At 67.8% G+C, this 15422-nt stretch carries 14 protein-coding genes and 2 tRNA genes; 11 read left to right on the top strand and 5 right to left on the bottom strand.

Features of this window, described 5'->3' with window-relative positions; all coding sequences use genetic code 11:
• Positions 1-131 precede the first annotated feature (131 nt).
• The 5 genes from AC1DHY_RS00080 to AC1DHY_RS00060 all read left to right on the top strand — a co-directional run bounded on the left by AC1DHY_RS00080 (position 132) and on the right by AC1DHY_RS00060 (position 5338).
• A complete protein-coding gene (locus tag AC1DHY_RS00080; protein ID WP_476902986.1) occupies positions 132-1244 on the top strand; it encodes a branched-chain amino acid aminotransferase in 1113 nt (370 codons plus the stop codon).
• Between the two features lie 101 nt (positions 1245-1345).
• Positions 1346-2146 carry an MBL fold metallo-hydrolase gene (locus tag AC1DHY_RS00075; RefSeq protein WP_476880439.1) on the top strand — a complete coding sequence of 267 codons (801 nt, stop codon included), beginning with the start codon at positions 1346-1348 and terminating at the stop codon, positions 2144-2146.
• A gap of 10 nt (positions 2147-2156) precedes the next feature.
• On the top strand, positions 2157-2933 hold the full coding sequence (locus AC1DHY_RS00070) for a fumarylacetoacetate hydrolase family protein (RefSeq protein ID WP_476880440.1): 777 nt from the start codon (positions 2157-2159) through the stop codon (positions 2931-2933).
• Positions 2934-3059: 126 nt separating this feature from the next.
• Complete coding sequence (gltX, locus tag AC1DHY_RS00065) at positions 3060-4607, top strand: glutamate--tRNA ligase (RefSeq protein WP_476902985.1); 1548 nt, start codon at positions 3060-3062, stop codon at positions 4605-4607.
• The gene (locus AC1DHY_RS00060) at positions 4607-5338 is read left to right on the top strand and encodes an HAD family hydrolase (protein ID WP_476902984.1); all 732 of its coding nucleotides are present in this window, start codon (positions 4607-4609) and stop codon (positions 5336-5338) included. Before gltX ends, AC1DHY_RS00060 begins: the two co-directional genes overlap by 1 nt.
• Before the next feature lie 63 nt (positions 5339-5401).
• Here the strand turns inward: AC1DHY_RS00060 and AC1DHY_RS00055 are convergent, their stop codons facing one another.
• Positions 5402-6832, bottom strand: coding sequence for a hypothetical protein (locus AC1DHY_RS00055; RefSeq protein WP_476879613.1), 1431 nt, complete (start codon positions 6830-6832; stop codon positions 5402-5404).
• Positions 6833-7177: 345 nt separating this feature from the next.
• Here AC1DHY_RS00055 and AC1DHY_RS00050 point away from each other — a divergent pair.
• The 4 genes from AC1DHY_RS00050 (at position 7178) to AC1DHY_RS00035 (ending at position 10975) form a co-directional block, all read left to right on the top strand.
• Positions 7178-7249 (top strand) — tRNA-Gln (locus tag AC1DHY_RS00050).
• A 129-nt stretch (positions 7250-7378) separates the two neighbouring features.
• A tRNA-Glu gene (locus AC1DHY_RS00045) sits at positions 7379-7454 on the top strand.
• A gap of 108 nt (positions 7455-7562) precedes the next feature.
• Positions 7563-9341, top strand: coding sequence for a dynamin family protein (locus AC1DHY_RS00040; RefSeq protein ID WP_476902983.1), 1779 nt, complete (start codon positions 7563-7565; stop codon positions 9339-9341).
• Positions 9338-10975: a GTPase gene (locus AC1DHY_RS00035; RefSeq protein WP_476879615.1), complete on the top strand. Its 1638-nt coding sequence runs from the start codon at positions 9338-9340 to the stop codon at positions 10973-10975. Before AC1DHY_RS00040 ends, AC1DHY_RS00035 begins: the two co-directional genes overlap by 4 nt.
• Positions 10976-11007: 32 nt before the next feature.
• On the opposite strand, the gene AC1DHY_RS00030 is transcribed toward AC1DHY_RS00035, so the two are convergent.
• Positions 11008-11550: a DUF1697 domain-containing protein gene (locus tag AC1DHY_RS00030; RefSeq protein WP_476879616.1), complete on the bottom strand. Its 543-nt coding sequence runs from the start codon at positions 11548-11550 to the stop codon at positions 11008-11010.
• Between the two features lie 34 nt (positions 11551-11584).
• The gene (locus tag AC1DHY_RS00025; protein ID WP_175322958.1) at positions 11585-12304 is read right to left on the bottom strand and encodes an IclR family transcriptional regulator; all 720 of its coding nucleotides are present in this window, start codon (positions 12302-12304) and stop codon (positions 11585-11587) included.
• Between the two features lie 161 nt (positions 12305-12465).
• Here AC1DHY_RS00025 and leuC point away from each other — a divergent pair, with 161 nt between their 5' ends.
• Together leuC and leuD are read left to right on the top strand one after the other, a co-directional pair.
• Positions 12466-13920, top strand: coding sequence for a 3-isopropylmalate dehydratase large subunit (leuC, locus tag AC1DHY_RS00020; RefSeq protein ID WP_476879617.1), 1455 nt, complete (start codon positions 12466-12468; stop codon positions 13918-13920).
• A gap of 47 nt (positions 13921-13967) precedes the next feature.
• The gene (leuD, locus tag AC1DHY_RS00015; RefSeq protein ID WP_476879618.1) at positions 13968-14570 is read left to right on the top strand and encodes a 3-isopropylmalate dehydratase small subunit; all 603 of its coding nucleotides are present in this window, start codon (positions 13968-13970) and stop codon (positions 14568-14570) included.
• 97 nt (positions 14571-14667) lie between these two features.
• Here leuD and AC1DHY_RS00010 read toward each other — a convergent pair whose 3' ends face one another.
• Together AC1DHY_RS00010 and AC1DHY_RS00005 are read right to left on the bottom strand one after the other, a co-directional pair.
• A complete protein-coding gene (locus AC1DHY_RS00010) occupies positions 14668-15042 on the bottom strand; it encodes a VOC family protein (RefSeq protein WP_476902982.1) in 375 nt (124 codons plus the stop codon).
• A gap of 101 nt (positions 15043-15143) precedes the next feature.
• The coding region (locus AC1DHY_RS00005; protein WP_476902981.1) for an HNH endonuclease signature motif containing protein at positions 15144-15422 on the bottom strand (279 nt) is incomplete at its 5' end.

Here is a 15422-nt window from a genome sequence, read left to right as displayed (position 1 = left end):
TCCGGGACGGGGACGACGACGCCCCGGAGGGCCGCTGCAACGGGCGTAAGCTTGTTTCGAATCACCAATATGCTGCCGTGGTCCGAGGATGAACCGCGTTCACACACCAGGCAGCCGACCGTGGAGGAACCATGACCCAGACTGCCCATGGCGTCGAATTCACCCAGCGGCTCTCGGCGACCCCGAAGTCCGCACAAGAACGCGCAGCTATCCTGGCCAACCCGGGGTTCGGCGACTACTTCACTGACCACACCGCAGTGGTCGACTACAGCGTCGATGCCGAGGGCAAGGGCGGCTGGCACGATGCCCGGATCGAACCCTACGGCCCCATCTCGCTTGATCCTTCTGCCGCCGTGCTGCACTACGGCCAGGAGATCTTCGAAGGACTCAAGGCTTACCGCCACGCCGACGGCTCGGTCTGGACGTTCCGGCCCGAGGCCAACGCCGCACGCCTGAACAAGTCCGCGCGCCGGCTCGCCCTGCCGGAACTGCCCGAAGAATACTTCCTGGCCGCCATCCGCGAACTTGTCTCGGCAGACCGCGAGTGGGTTCCTTCCGGCGACGGTGAAGCCCTGTACCTGCGCCCCTTTATGATCGCCACCGAAGCATTCCTCGGGGTCCGCGCCGCCCGCGAGGTCTCCTTCCGCGTCATCGCCTCGCCCGCCGGCAACTACTTCGGCGGGGAGCTGAAGCCGGTATCCATCTGGATCTCCCGCGAATACGCCCGCGCCGGCCGCGGCGGCACCGGGGCCGCCAAGTGCGGCGGCAACTACGCCGCCTCACTGATCGCCCAGCAGGAGGCCGAGGCCCACGGCTGCAAGCAGGTCCTGTTCCTCGACCAGTTCAACGACAACGCCGTTGAGGAACTCGGCGGCATGAACGTCTTCTTCGTGATGAAAGACGGTTCGCTGGTCACCCCCGCCCTCTCCGGCACCATCCTCGAGGGTGTCACCCGCTCCTCCGTTATCCAGGTGGCCCGTGACATGGGCCGCGACGTCACGGAGCGCAAGATCACCCTTGATGAGTGGCGCGAGGGCGTTGCGTCCGGCGAAATCGCCGAGGTCTTCGCCTGCGGTACCGCCGCCGTCATCACCCCGATCGGCGTCCTGAAGGACGACACCGAATTCATCGGCTCCGAGGACGCGACCGCGGGGGAGACCACCATGGCCATCCGCGCCCAGCTGCTCGGCATCCAGACCGGCACGGTCGAGGACACCCACGGCTGGCTGACCCGCCTGGCATAGCCTGTCCGGATAAGTACGACGGCGGCCCGCMCCATTTGGTGCGGGCCGCCGTCGTGATTCTCCTGCTGCTGCTCGTTTGAACGCCGCGGTGGGAAGATGGAATGGTGATCCCCGATGATGACCGCGCCCTGGTCCGCAGCACCGAACTGACGAGGTTCCGGCTGGCCCCCAACCCCGGCCCCATGAGCCTGCACGGCACCAACTCCTACGTCGTGGCGGCGCCCGGTTCGAGCCGCGTGGTGGTGGTTGACCCGGGGCCGCTTGATGAGGACCACCTGCGGGAACTGATGCGCTACGGCGCCGTCGAACTCGTCCTGATCACGCACCGCCACGCCGACCACACCGCCGCCTCCGCGCGCTTTGCCGAACTCACCGGGGCGCCGGTCCGCGCCGCCGACCCGGCTCACTGCCACGGCGGGGAGCCGCTGCGGGCCGGGGAAGTCCTGCACGCCGCCGGGGTCGAAATACGGGTCCTCGCGACGCCGGGCCACACTTCCGATTCCGTCTGCTTCCACCTGCCCGCCGACGGGCCCCACGGTGCGGTCCTTACGGGCGACACCATCCTCGGCGTCGGCACCACGGTCCTGGACTACCCGGACGGGAAGCTGGGGGACTACCTCGACTCCCTGGACCGGCTTGAAGATCTGGGCCCTGCCACCGTCCTGCCGGCTCACGGACCCCTGCTTCCGGCGCTCGACAGCATCGTCCGGGCCTACCGCGACCACCGGCAGGACCGGCTCGGCCAGATCCGGGCCGCGCTGGAGGAACTGGGTGCCGAGGCCGGGGTGCAGGAAGTGGCTGACGCGGTGTACGCCGCCGTCGACCCGGCAGTCCGTCCGGCGGCGGAACTCTCCGTCGCCGCACAGTTGGACTATCTGCGCTCCGTTCCGCCGAGACGGTAGGGTTGGAACCATGCGTATCGCCCGGTTTGTAGTCGATTCTGATCCCATGTACGGCATTGTTGAAGGCCAGCCCGGCAGTGAGGAAATCACTGTCATCAACGGTGACCCCTTCTTCCACGGTGTGGAGCGGACTGCCGTCAAGCATAAGTTGGAGGACGTCCGCCTCCTGGCCCCCATCATCCCGCGCAGTAAGGTGATCGGCGTCGGACGCAACTTCGTGGAACACGCCCACGAGCTGGGCAACGAGGTGCCGGCGCAGCCGCTGCTGTTTCTCAAGCCCAACACCTCAGTGATCGGGCCCAACGATCCGATTATCCTTCCCGAGTTTTCCGAGGAGATTTCCTTCGAAGCAGAGCTGTGCGTCGTGATCGGCCGCATCTGCAAGGACGTACCGGAGGAACGGGTCGACGACGTCGTCTTCGGCTACACGTGCGGCAACGACCTCACGGCGCGCGACGTCCAGAAAACGGATCTGCAGTGGGCCCGTGCGAAGGGCTTTGACACCTCGGCGCCGCTCGGCCCGTGGATCGAGACGGAACTGGACACCGAGGACCTGAAGATCCAGGGCCGGCTCAACGGCGACCTCCGGCAGGACGGCAGCACCAGCCAGATGATCCGCGGCGTCCGCGAACTGGTTTCCGTCGTCTCGCAGGCGTTCACCCTGCTCCCCGGCGACGTCATTATGACCGGCACCCCGGCCGGCGTCGGCCTGGTCGAAGCCGGCGACCGCTTCGAGGTCGAGATCGAAGGTATCGGCCGCCTCTCCAACCCGGTGGTCCGCCGCTAGCCGGTACCGCAACAGGGAAAGCCGCCAGGACGGCCGCACCGTGGATCCCGCACTGTGGATCCACGGTGCGGCCGTCCTTTTTCGAGCCGAAAGCGGCTCGGTGCACGCGGTAAAGTTGGTATCACTATGACTACTCCCACCGCACCCGACGCCGTCTCCAGCACTGCCACCACGGAACTGACCCGTGAAGCCACCCGCGAAGTCACTGCCGAAACCCCTGTCCGGGTCCGGTTCTGCCCCTCGCCGACCGGCACCCCCCACGTCGGCTTGATCCGCACGGCCCTCTTCAACTGGGCCCACGCCAAGCACACCAAGGGCACGTTCGTGTTCCGCATCGAGGACACTGACGCCGCACGTGACTCGGAGGAGAGCTACCAGCAGCTGCTGGAGGCACTCAAGTGGCTGGGCATCAGCTGGGAGGAAGGCGTCGAGGTGGGCGGCCCGCACGAGCCGTACCGCCAGTCGCAGCGCCTGGACCTCTACAAGGACGTCGTCGCCAAGCTGATGGAGGCCGGCTACGCCTACGAGTGCTACTCGTCGCCGGAGGAAGTCGAAGCCCGCCACCGGGCTGCCGGCCGCGACCCCAAGCTGGGGTACGACAACTTCGACCGCGACCTTTCCGAGGACCAGCTGGCGGCCTTCAAGGCCGAAGGCCGCAAGCCGGTGCTGCGCGTTCGGATGCCCGACGAGGACGTCACGTTCACCGACATGGTGCGCGGCGACATCACCTTCAAAGCCGGCAGCATCCCCGACTACGTGATCGTCCGGGCCGACGGCTCGCCGCTCTACACACTGGTCAACCCGGTCGATGACGCCCTTATGGGCATCACCCACGTGCTGCGCGGCGAGGACCTGCTGTCCTCTACGCCCCGCCAGGTGGTGCTCTTCCGTGCCCTGATGGAGATCGGGGTGGCCAGCTACCTGCCCGTGTTCGGCCACCTGCCGTACGTGATGGGCGAGGGCAACAAGAAGCTGTCCAAGCGCGACCCGCAGTCCAACCTCTTCCTGCTCCGCGACCGCGGCTTCATCCCCGAGGGCCTGCTGAACTACCTGTCGCTGCTGGGCTGGAGCCTGTCCGCCGACGAGGACATCTTCACCGTCGAGCAGCTGATCGAGCACTTTGATGTCAACGACGTGCTGGCCAACCCGGCCCGCTTCGACATCAAGAAGGCCGAAGCGATCAACGGCACCCACATCCGGATGCTCGCTCCCGAGGATTTCCGCGGCCGCCTGGTGCCGTACCTGCAGGCCGCAGGGCTGGTGGGCGAGACCCTGACCCCCCGCGAGGACGCCATCCTGGCCGAAGCCGCACCGCTCATCCAAGAACGCATCTCCCTGCTCGGCGAAGCCCCGGAGATGCTGGCCTTCCTCTTCAAGGCCGATGACGCGATCGACGTCGCCGACGACGCCCGCAAGGGCCTGCCTGCGAACCTCACCGAGGTCCTTGACGCCGCCCTCGCCGCCCTGGAACCGGTGACGGACTGGACGGCGGAGAACATCCAGGCAGCGCTGAAGGAGGCCCTCGTGGAGGGGCTCGGCGTCAAACCGCGTCTCGCGTTCGGCCCCGTCCGCACGGCAGTCTCCGGCCGGCGGATTTCCCCGCCGCTGTTCGAGTCCATGGTGATCCTCGGCAAGGACTCGTCCCTGGCGCGCCTGCGCGCCTTCCGCGGCTGATGAACGGCGGGGCCGGGACCGGCGTGCTTGCGGCCGGACTCGAGGGCATCCGCGGGGTGCTGTTCGACATCGACGACACCCTGGTGGACCTCGAGTTCGCCATGACAACGGCCCTGCGCGATGTCAGCGGCCACCTCCTGCCGGGCCTGGACGAGGCCGGCTGGGAGCGGTTCGGGCGGATCTTCACCCGGGAGACAACCCACTTCTACGACCGCTACCTGGCCGGGGAGCTGACGTTCAATGAACAACGCCTGCTCCGCGGCCGGGCGGCCCTGGGGCACTTCGGCGTCGAACTCGAAGACGGCGAACAGGCCCACCACTGGGTGAGCTCCTACGCCAGCCTCCAGCACAGCTACATCCGCGCGTTCGAGGACGTGGGACCGCTGCTGGACGCGCTCGACGCCGCCGAGGTTCCCTACGGCGCCGTGAGCAACAACGTGCATGATTACCAGCGGGTGAAGCTGGACGCCGCCGGGCTCGAGCGCATTGGGGTCCTTGTGGGGACGGACACTGTGGGTGTGCCGAAGCCCGATCCCGCGATCTACCTCGAGGGAGTCCGCAGGCTCGGCACGGGCGCCGGGGACACTTTGTACGTCGGCGACAACCGCCTCCTTGACGCGGAGGGCTCGACGGCGGCCGGCCTGGTGGGCGTATGGCTGAACCGCACCGGGGAGCCTGCACCGGGCTTCGCCGGGCGCGAGGTCGCATCCCTGACGGATCTGCTGGCCTGACCGGCAACAAAAACGGCCCGCCCGGAGGATCCATTCCTCCGGGCGGGCCGTTCTGCGTGCGGTCTAGGCCGTTTCCTGCGTAAGCCTCCGGTTGCGCAGTGCAAGGAAGACTCCGACGGCGGCCAGGCCCAGGAGAACCACCAGGCCCAGGGCCACGGCGACGTCAGCCTTGATCATGTTCGACGGCGACACTGCGGCCGCACTCGAGTAGAGCGTGCCCGTGCCCTCGGCGATCCGGGAGTTACCGTCGGCCAGCTTGCCGGCCCCGGTGGAGAGCAGGTTGGAGCCCGACGCCAGCTTCGTGTTGCCGTCCGAGAGCTGCGAAGCGCCGTTGGCGAGGGCCGTGGAGCCCTTGAGCAGGCCCGGGTTGGCCGGATCGGCGGGGTCTCCGGTGATGCCGGTGTTCAGCGACTGCGTACCGTCGGCCAGCCGTGATGTGCCGTCGGTCATCCGGGCAGTGGCCTTGAGCAGGCCGGGGTGTTCGGGGTCGCCGGGGACGCCGTCCATCCCAACGCGGATCTTTGCCGTTCCGGCTGCGAGGAGCTGGGTGCCGAGGACAACGCCGGGGGCGTTGGGGTCCTGGCTGTTGAGCTTCTGCGCGAGGGTGGCGAAACCTGCGGTCAGCTTTCCGGTCCCGGCGTGGAGCTGGCCCGCGCCGGCGTTGAGCTGGGACGCGCCGCCATTGAGCTGGGCTGCGCCGGCCTGGAGCTGGGAGGCCCCCGCATCCAGCCGCTGGGCTCCCGCGAGGATCTTGGCAATCTTGTCTTTGACCACGGCCAGCGGAGCAAGGCCCTGGATGGGGTCGTCTGCGGCGGCCTTGAGCAGTTCCAGCGCCTGGGCCAGTGCGGCGGTGCCGGTGCCGGCTTCGGGATTGTTGTTGGCGCCCCGGTAGCCCTTGAGCTGGTCGGTGCCGGCCTTCAGCTGGGTGGTGCCCGCGGCAAGGCGTCCGGTTCCGTCGGCCAGTTTGGCAGCCCCGGCGTCGAGCTGGGTGGCGCCGTCACCAAGGTTGTTCGGCGCGGTCCCGGAGGCCGTAGGGGTCAGGGCGGCGGAGAGCTGCACGGCGCCGGCGGCAAGTTTCTGCGCGCCGTCGTCCACCTTGTAGACGCCCGGGGCCAGCTTGTTGTTGACGTCCGCCTGGATTTTGACGGCTCCCGTCGCGAGGCTTTGCGCCCCGGCGTCGAGCTTTTGCGCGCCAGGGGCCAGCTTGCCCGCAATCCCTTCCTGGATCTTCGAGGCGCCGTCGGAGAGTTTCCCGGCACCGACGTCGGCCTGGCCTGCGCCGGTGGCCAGTTTTCCGGCACCGTCCTTCAGCTGTTGCGCCCCGGCGGCGGCCTGGCCCGCGCCGTCGTTGAGCCGGGCCGATCCATCCGTGATGCGGCCGGTGACCAGAGTGTAGAAGGCCAGCAGGGCGATCAGCAGCAGGGCCAGAATGGCGATGGCGATCTGTTGCGCCCGGGTGCGGGGCGGGGCGGTGGCGACACGGCTTTGTGGCACGGGTTGTTCCTCTCGACGATCTCGCCGGCAGCGGCTCTGCTGCCGACCCCCCGGAACTGTGATGCAGCTAACATCCAAAAATGGTCGTTGTTCTGCCCGCAGCCAGGTGGGGGAGGGGTTGTTACTCATTGGTAACTTACCGAGCGTAAACTTGCTGGCGTCGAATTGGCAAGGGTTTTCGGCGGATGGATCCCAAAAAGGCGCCGCTGGGGGCGTCCCCAGGCCCTGCGGTGAGGAGTCGGTGCGCCGATTTGTGCAGGGCAAAACTCTCGGGTAAAGTAATTACTCGTGCTGAGGCGCTGGGAGCGCGGGTTTGGACCCGCAGGACCGGCCCGAAAGTTCCATTGGGATATGGTGTAATTGGCAACACTACGGTTTCTGGTACCGTCATTCTAGGTTCGAGTCCTGGTATCCCAGCTCTGAAAATTCCGCGGAATCACGCGGAAATCAGGGGTTCCACACCGGCCTCGCCGATTTGGAACGAAAGCCGAGTTTATGAAATACTAGCTTGGCTCGAACAGCAGAAATGCTGTTTGGAGAGTACACGGCCCCATCGTATAGCGGCCTAGTACGCTGCCCTCTCACGGCGGTAACGCGGGTTCGAATCCCGCTGGGGTCACCATCAGAACGGTCCCGGGCTTAGCGCCCGGGGCCGTTTTTGTTTGTCGGCACCATTGTTCCGACGCCCGAAACGCCCGGGCCGCCTCCAGCCAACTGGCATGATGTTGCTGTGAGCGCCAACGAAAGTACCGGGACGTCCGGGCAGCCGACCGCCGCAGCACGCCAGGCGGCCGCCGTCGAGCTGCTTGAAGCGGTGCGCCAGGAGCTGTCCGCGGCGTCCCTGCCGCTGGCCCTGGCCGGCGCCGAGGCTGCCCGTCTGGACATCCGCCAGGCCTTGTCGCAGCTGGACGACTACATCCTGCCCCGTTACCGCAGTCTGGACGCGCCCCTGCTCGCCGTCGTCGGCGGTTCCACCGGCGCCGGCAAGTCCACCCTGGTCAACGGACTCGTAGGCCACGCGGTCACCCGGGCCGGCGCGATCCGTCCCACCACCCGGCAGCCCATCCTGCTCCACCACCCCGACGACGCCGCCTGGTTCGAGGATCAGCGCGTGCTCCCGAGCCTGAGCCGGATCCGCGGCACCGTCGTCGCCACGCCGCTGCCCGCCAACCAGGACGGGCCCACGCCAGACCCTGCCGCCATCACCTCGCTGGTCCTCGCTGCCGATCCGGCCGTACCGGAGGGCATTGCCCTGCTGGACGCCCCCGACGTCGATTCCATCTCGGATGAGAACCGCAGGCTCGCCGGACAACTGCTCGCCGCTGCCGACCTGTGGGTTTTTGTCACCACTGCCAATCGGTACGCCGACGCCGTCCCGTGGCGCCTCCTGCTGGACGCCGCCTCACGCGACATCATGGTGGCCGTGGTGCTGGACCGGGTACCGCAAGCCGCCGAGGAGGAAGTCGCCTCGGATCTCCGGTCCATGCTCAACCGCGAAGGACTCGGCTCTGCACGGCTCTTCGTTGTGCCCGAAGTGGCCCTTGACGGCATGGGAATGTTGCCGGCCGACGCCGTAGCGCCGCTGCGGTCCTGGCTCCAGGAGCTCGCCGCCGATGCCGCCGGCCGCTCAGCAATTGCCCGCCGGACCCTCAACGGCACCGTCAGGGCACTGGCCGGGCGGGTTGAGGCCGTAGCCGGCGCGGTGGCGGCCCAGCGCTGTGCGGCCGGTGTACTGGCCAGCGATGCCACGAGCGCCTACACGGACGCCGTCCGCAGGATCATGGAAGCCACCCGCGACGGTGCCCTGCTGCGCGGCGAGGTCCTGGCCCGCTGGCAGGACTTTGTCGGTACGGGAGAGTTCTTCCGGGTGATGGAGCAGAACATCGGACGGCTGCGGGACCGTATGGGGGCATTTTTTCGGGGTGAACCCACCCCGGCCGTGCGGGTGGAGACAGCGATCGAAACCGGCCTTCAGGCCGTAATCCTCGACGAGGCCGCCAACGCCGCCGAAGAGGCCGACCAGCGCTGGCGCTCGGATCCCGCCGGACGGCAACTGCTGGGCACCGATGACCTGTCCGGCACCAGTGCGGGGTTCGCCGACGCCGTGGCTGCCGAGATCCGGGGGTGGCAGGGGAGCCTGATGGAACTCATCCGGACCGAGGGCCAAGGCAAACGCAGCCAGGCCCGCTGGCTGTCGTTCGGCATCAACGGCCTGGGTGCGGCGCTGATGATCGTCGTCTTTTCCATGACGGCGGGCCTGACGGGACTGGAGATCGGCGTAGCCGGCGGCACCGCCGTCGTTGGCCAGCGAGTCCTCGAAGCCATCTTCGGCGAGGACGCCGTGCGCCGGCTCGCCAAAACGGCCCGCGAGGATCTGCAGGCCAGGTGCGAGCGTCTGCTGGAGGCCGAGCAGGAACGCTTCCTGGTCCGGCTCGAGCTGCCCGACGCGGCGCCACCTGCTGTACTCTCTGACCACGCCGCGGCGCTCGGCCGGCTGGCGGCGGCATGATCCGCCACGCCGCCGCTAAAGAGGCGTCAACATTGGACCGGCGGCTCGATGCCCTCAACGAAGCTCGGGAACTCGCCGACGGCGCCCTCCCGGACGAAACCCTGGATGAGGTGCTCGACATCCTGGAGCGGGCGAGCTCCCGCCGGTCGCTATCGGCGGACCACACCGTCGTCGGGTTCTTCGGCGCGACCGGCAGCGGAAAGTCCTCCTTGTTCAACGCCGTGAGCGGCGCGGAGATTGCGACGGCGGCCGCGCGGCGTCCCACCACGTCCGAGCCGCTCGCCGGTATCTGGGGCGCCGAAGGCAGCGACGGGCTCCTTGACTGGCTGGAGGTCAGCAACCGGCACCACGCCGCCCCGGTGATCGGTTTTGCCGACGACTCCACCGGACTCATCCTGCTGGACCTGCCGGACTTTGACTCGACCCGGGCGGCGAACCGCGAGATTGTGCAGCGCATGGTGGGGCTGGTGGACGTCCTGGTGTGGGTGCTGGACCCGCAGAAATACGCCGACGCCGCCGTCCACAATGATTTCCTTGCGCCCCTCGCCTCGCATGCCGCCGTCACCCTGGTGGTCCTCAACCAGATCGACAGGCTACCCGAGCACGAAATCCGCCCCGTACTGGAGTCCCTGAAGGGCATCCTGGCGCGCGACGGACTGGGCAAAGTCCAGGTCCTCGGCGCCTCTGCCGTGGTCGGGACCGGTGTCGACAAAGTCCGGGCCGCCATCCGGCACGTCGTGATGCAACGGCTGGCCCTCTCACAGCGCCTGGCCGCAGATGTTGACCGGGCTGCAGTCCGGCTGGCCGAGGCTTCCGGGACGGGCGACGCAGCCGGGGTCCGGTCCGGTAGCCGCGACCGGCTGGCCGGCGAACTGGCGGTGGCCGCGAATGTCCCGTTGGTGGTGGATGCAGTGGCCCGCTCCTACCGGCAGGAGGCCACCCGCCGGACCGGCTGGCCGGTAACCCGCTGGCTGGTCCGGTTCCGGCCGGACCCGCTGCGCCGGCTGAACCTGCGCCGGACCGGGGAGCGGCCCGAGTTGAACCGGACCTCGTTGCCCCCTGCCGGGGCACCGGAGCGGGCGCGCACCGACGCGGCCGTGCGGGAATTTGCCGACGCGGCGTCCGACGGCGCGCCCGGCCCCTGGCGCGCCGTTATCCGTGGTGCCGCCAGGGAGGGCCGTGAGCGGCTCCCGGACGCGCTGGACCAGGCAGTCGCGGGAACGGACCTCAAGGCGGGGCGTAGCTCGTGGTGGTGGACGGCTTTCAACGTGGTCCAGTGGCTGGGCTTGCTCGTGGCGCTCGGCGGCCTGGGCTGGCTTGGAGTGCTGGCGGCCTTGGGGTACTTCCAACTTCCCGTGCCGGAGGTGCCCCGGGTGGAGGGCTGGCCGGTTCCTACGGTGATGGTGGCCGGGGGAGTGCTGCTGGGATTGGTCCTGGCCCTGGCCGCGAAGTTCATTGCAGGTGCGGCAGCCCGTGGACGCGCCAGGCTGGCCAGGAAACGGCTGCAGGCGGCGGTCGCCGTCGTCGCGGAAGAGTACGTGGTGGAGCCGGTGGAGCTCGAGGTCAGCCGCCTCAAGTCCTTCAACGCCGCGCTGAAAGCCGCGGCCGGGCCGTCGGGGCTGCCTGGCCGCTGACCGGTTTGACTGCTGCGGGAGCTGCCCGGCGGCTAACCCGAGGCCTGTTCTGCGGCGTCTCGAACCTTAATCATGGTGCGCAGGTTCCGGGTGGTGGTGCTGGCCTTGTATTTTGCCTTGGCGGAGAGCTTACTGAACGGGCTCTCCAGGGTGCCGCCCGTTGGGGCCAGCCACGCGACGGCTTCGGGGCCCAGCCGCGTCAGCTCGACGCCCTCGAGCGCACATCCCGCATCGAAGAGTTCCGTCAGGATTCCGGTATCGGAGGAGAGGGTCACGTAGCTGTGGGTTGCGGCGTCGTCGGCGGGGTAGGGGCAGGCGTCCACCAGGGCGGCGACCCGGTCGGCGGTCAACACCACCACCCAGGCGTCGTAGCCGAAGGTCTCCCGCAGGCATGCCTCAAACTCGGCCTTCACCCGGCTGGCCGAGAGCTTGCTGGCAAGGACAACGTTTCCGCTGGCCAGGAGGGTCTTTACCGCCTCGAAGGGCCGTGATTTGAGGGCCTCTTTGAGCTCGGCCATCTTGATGTTGATGCCGCCCACGTTGACCCCGCGCAGGAAGACCGCATAGCTGTTCATGGCCACAGCCTAGCGGTGCCCGCCGGTTGGGGTCCTAGTCGTTGGTCTTGCGCAGGGCTTCGGTCAGGACGCGGGCCGCGTTGCAGACCACCTCGGCGTGCAGGCGGCCGGGCTGGCGGGTCAGGCGTTCGATGGGTCCGGAGATGGACACAGCGGCAATCACGCGTCCGGAAGGCCCGCGGACCGGCGCCGAAACGGAGGCGACGCCCGGCTCACGTTCCCCGAGGCTCTGCGCCCAGCCCCGGCGTCGTACTCCCGCCAGAACAGTAGGCGTGAAGCGGGCGGCCTGGAGGCCCTCCAGGAGCCGGTCGTGATCTTCCCAGGCCAGCAGCACCTGGGCGGCGGAGCCGGCCTTCATGGACAGCTGGGTGCCCACCGGGATGGTGTCGCGGAGACCGATGGGCCGTTCCGCCGAGGCCACACAAACGCGCCAGTCGCCCTGGCGCCGGAAGATCTGGGCACTTTCACCGGTGGCGTCACGAAGCTGCATTAAGACCGGACCGGCGGAGGCGATCAGCCGGTCTTCACCGGCGGCCGATGCAAGTTCAACCAGACGGCTGCCGAGTACAAACCGGCCCTGGATGTCCCGGCTCACCAGGCGGTGATGGACCAGCGCGAGGGCCAGGCGGTGCACCGTGGGGCGCGCGAGTCCGGTAGCCGCAACGAGCTGCGCCAGGGTGGTGGGGCCGGCCTCAAGTGCATCGAGCACATGGGCCGCTTTATCGATGACGCCGACGCCACTAGAATTGTCCATGTAATGATATTGCCGTCTCAATATCTGAGATGCAAATCATTGCGCTGGCGTATTCGGTAACAGTCCTGCTTCAGTGGAACTCATCAACCCGCCGAAACGGGATCTGTCGCGGAGCAACGCAGGCAATCCCGAGGTGAAAACAGCAGTGAAGGGAGCAGGCCGTGGCAAAGACATTGGCCGAGAAAGTCTGGGACGCGCACGTGGTGCGCAAGGGGGACGGCGAAGGCGCCGGTGCCCAGCCGGACCTCCTCTTCATCGATCTTCACCTCGTGCACGAAGTGACCTCCCCGCAGGCTTTCGAGGGGCTGCGGCTCGCTGGCCGCAAGCTTCGCCGGCCGGACCTCACCATCGCTACTGAGGACCACAACACTCCCACGCTGGCCATCGACAAGCCAATCGCGGACCTGACCAGCCGGACCCAGATCGAGACCCTGCGCAACAACTGCAAGGAGTTCGGCGTCCGCCTGCACTCCCTCGGCGACGCCGAACAGGGAATCGTGCACGTGGTGGGACCGCAGCTGGGTCTCACTCAGCCGGGCATGACGGTGGTCTGCGGCGACTCCCACACCTCCACCCACGGCGCTTTTGGGGCCCTCGCGATGGGCATCGGCACCTCCGAAGTGGAGCACGTTATGGCCACGCAGACCCTCTCCCTGAAGCCGTTCAAAACCATGGCGATCAACGTCGAGGGGACCCTGCGCCCCGGCGTCAGCGCCAAGGACATCATCCTGGCCGTGATTGCCAAGATCGGGACCGGCGGCGGGCAGGGCTATGTCCTGGAATACCGCGGATCTGCCATCCGGGCGCTGTCCATGGAAGCCCGCATGACCATCTGCAACATGTCCATCGAGGCCGGTGCCCGGGCCGGTTTGGTTGCCCCGGACCAGACGACGTATGACTACATGCACGGCCGCCCGCACGCACCCGAGGGTGCGGACTGGGACTCTGCCGTCGAATACTGGAACACGCTGCGCACCGACGATGACGCGGCGTTCGACGTCGAGGTGGACCTCGACGCCGACACCCTGGAACCGTTCGTGACGTGGGGGACCAACCCCGGCCAGGGCGTTTCGCTGTCCGCCAAGGTCCCGGCGCCCGCGGACTTCGGCGACGAGAACGCCAAGGCCGCCGCCGAACGGGCACTGCAGTACATGGGCCTCGAGGCGGGCACGCCCATGAAGGACATCCGCGTGGACACCGTCTTCCTCGGCTCCTGCACCAACTCCCGGATGGAAGACCTCCGGGCCGCTGCGGACATCATCCGCGGCCGCACCAAGGACCCGGATGTCCGCATGCTGGTGGTCCCGGGGTCTGCCCGCGTGCGGCTAGAGGCCGAGGCCGAGGGCCTGGACAAGGTCTTCACCGACTTCGGCGCGGAGTGGCGCTTCGCCGGCTGCTCCATGTGCCTGGGAATGAACCCGGACCAGCTGGAGGTGGGAGAGCGCTGCGCCTCCACCTCCAACCGCAACTTCGAAGGACGCCAGGGCAAGGGCGGCCGCACCCACCTGGTCTCGCCTGTCGTGGCGGCCGCGACGGCGGTGCGCGGCACGCTGAGCTCACCATCGGACCTTGATCCGGCGCCCGAAGCCTCCGCCCGCCACGCCGCAGCGGTCTAGCCTCCCGTCAGGCCCGCCCCGGTCCCCACAGCCCCGAAGGATCCGCCATGGAAAAGTTCACCACCCACACCGGCATCGGTGTCCCGCTGCGTCAGAGCAACGTCGACACCGACCAGATCATCCCCGCCGTCTACCTCAAGCGCATCACACGGACCGGCTTCGAAGACGCCCTGTTCTCGGCCTGGCGCAAGGATCCGGCCTTCATTTTGAATCAGGAGCCGTTCAGCGCCGGCTCGGTCCTGGTGGCCGGTCCGGACTTCGGCACAGGATCATCACGCGAGCACGCCGTCTGGGCACTGAAGGATTACGGGTTCAAAGCCGTCCTGTCCTCCCGGTTCGCCGACATCTTCCGCGGCAATTCCGGCAAACAGGGACTTCTTGCTGCCGAGGTTGCCCAGGACGACATCGAGCTGATCTGGAAGGTACTGGAGAATGCGCCGGGTACCGAGGTTCGGGTTGACCTCGTGTCCAAGACGGTGGAGTGCGGCAACGTCGTGGCACCGTTCGAAATTGACGATTACACCCGCTGGCGCCTCTTGGAGGGTCTGGACGACATTGGCCTGACCCTGCAGCATGAAGAGGACATCACCGCATACGAGGCCACGAGGCCAGCGTTCAAGCCGACTACGCTGCCAGCCAAGCTTTCCTAGGGCTTTCCTCGGCGAGGGATGCCGAAGTGCCGCCTTTGGGTCAGGGACCCGACGGCGGCACTTTCGTTTAAGCGCTCATTACTCGGCCAAGTGCCTGCTACTCGGCGAGATCCTGGACAGTCCGGGACAGCAGGCAGAACTCGTTGCCCTCCGGGTCGGCCAGGACTACCCAACTCACCTCCGGTCCCTGTCCCACGTCTGTACGCCGGGCACCGAGGGCCAGCAGGCGCTCCAGCTCGGCGTCGGTCGAGACCCCGTCGGCCCGCAAATCCAAATGCAGCCGGTTCTTGCCCGCTTTTACCTCGGGGACGGCGATCACGTCGATTGACGGCCAGGAGTTGTCCTTGGGAGCGATGCTGACGATGCCGGTGTCCTCGTCAACTACTTGCCAGTCGAGGACGGCGCACCAGAAGTCGGCTACAACGCGTGGCTGGACGGCATCGATGGCTATGGTCGCAATTTTGCTTGGCATGGCCCCACGATAGCCCACCAATCGATGCCCGGAACCTGTTTCTTCCCGTTCCAACCCGATCCCAGCGTGGACTGGCGCGTCTGGCGTAGCGGACCCGATTTTTAGGGTCGGAAGTGGTGGTTGCGTCGGGGTTGTTGGGTGGGGTCGAGGTGTGGTGGTGGGGTGTACCAGGGTGTGCCGTTGTGGTTGTGGATGGTCCATTGTTCTTTGTGGATGAGGTGGTGGTGGTGKGAGCAGAGGAGGGTTCCGTTGTCGGTGCTGGTGGTGCCGCCGTGGGACCAGTAGGTGATGTGGTGGGCTTCGCACCAGGGGGCGGGGATGGTGCAGCCGGGGAAGGTGCAGCCTTGGTCGCGGGCGGTGATGGCTTTGCGGATGTGGGG

The organism is Arthrobacter sp. 05L44 (assembly GCF_056397605.1).
The sequence above is the reverse complement of the archived record's forward strand: the minus strand, read 5'-3'. Positions and strand labels throughout refer to the sequence as shown.

Excerpts from the sequence above, each read along its gene's own strand:
- AC1DHY_RS00070 (WP_476880440.1), top strand. The coding sequence starts at position 2,157 with ATGCGTATCGCCCGGTTTGTAGTCGATTCTGATCCCATGTACGGCATT.
- AC1DHY_RS00025 (WP_175322958.1), bottom strand. The coding sequence starts at position 12,304 with ATGGACAATTCTAGTGGCGTCGGCGTCATCGATAAAGCGGCCCATGTG.
- AC1DHY_RS00075 (WP_476880439.1), top strand. The coding sequence starts at position 1,346 with ATGGTGATCCCCGATGATGACCGCGCCCTGGTCCGCAGCACCGAACTG.
- gltX (WP_476902985.1), top strand. The coding sequence starts at position 3,060 with ATGACTACTCCCACCGCACCCGACGCCGTCTCCAGCACTGCCACCACG.
- AC1DHY_RS00030 (WP_476879616.1), bottom strand. The coding sequence starts at position 11,550 with ATGAACAGCTATGCGGTCTTCCTGCGCGGGGTCAACGTGGGCGGCATC.
- AC1DHY_RS00060 (WP_476902984.1), top strand. The coding sequence starts at position 4,607 with ATGAACGGCGGGGCCGGGACCGGCGTGCTTGCGGCCGGACTCGAGGGC.
- AC1DHY_RS00035 (WP_476879615.1), top strand. The coding sequence starts at position 9,338 with ATGATCCGCCACGCCGCCGCTAAAGAGGCGTCAACATTGGACCGGCGG.
- leuD (WP_476879618.1), top strand. The coding sequence starts at position 13,968 with ATGGAAAAGTTCACCACCCACACCGGCATCGGTGTCCCGCTGCGTCAG.
- AC1DHY_RS00010 (WP_476902982.1), bottom strand. The coding sequence starts at position 15,042 with ATGCCAAGCAAAATTGCGACCATAGCCATCGATGCCGTCCAGCCACGC.
- AC1DHY_RS00080 (WP_476902986.1), top strand. The coding sequence starts at position 132 with ATGACCCAGACTGCCCATGGCGTCGAATTCACCCAGCGGCTCTCGGCG.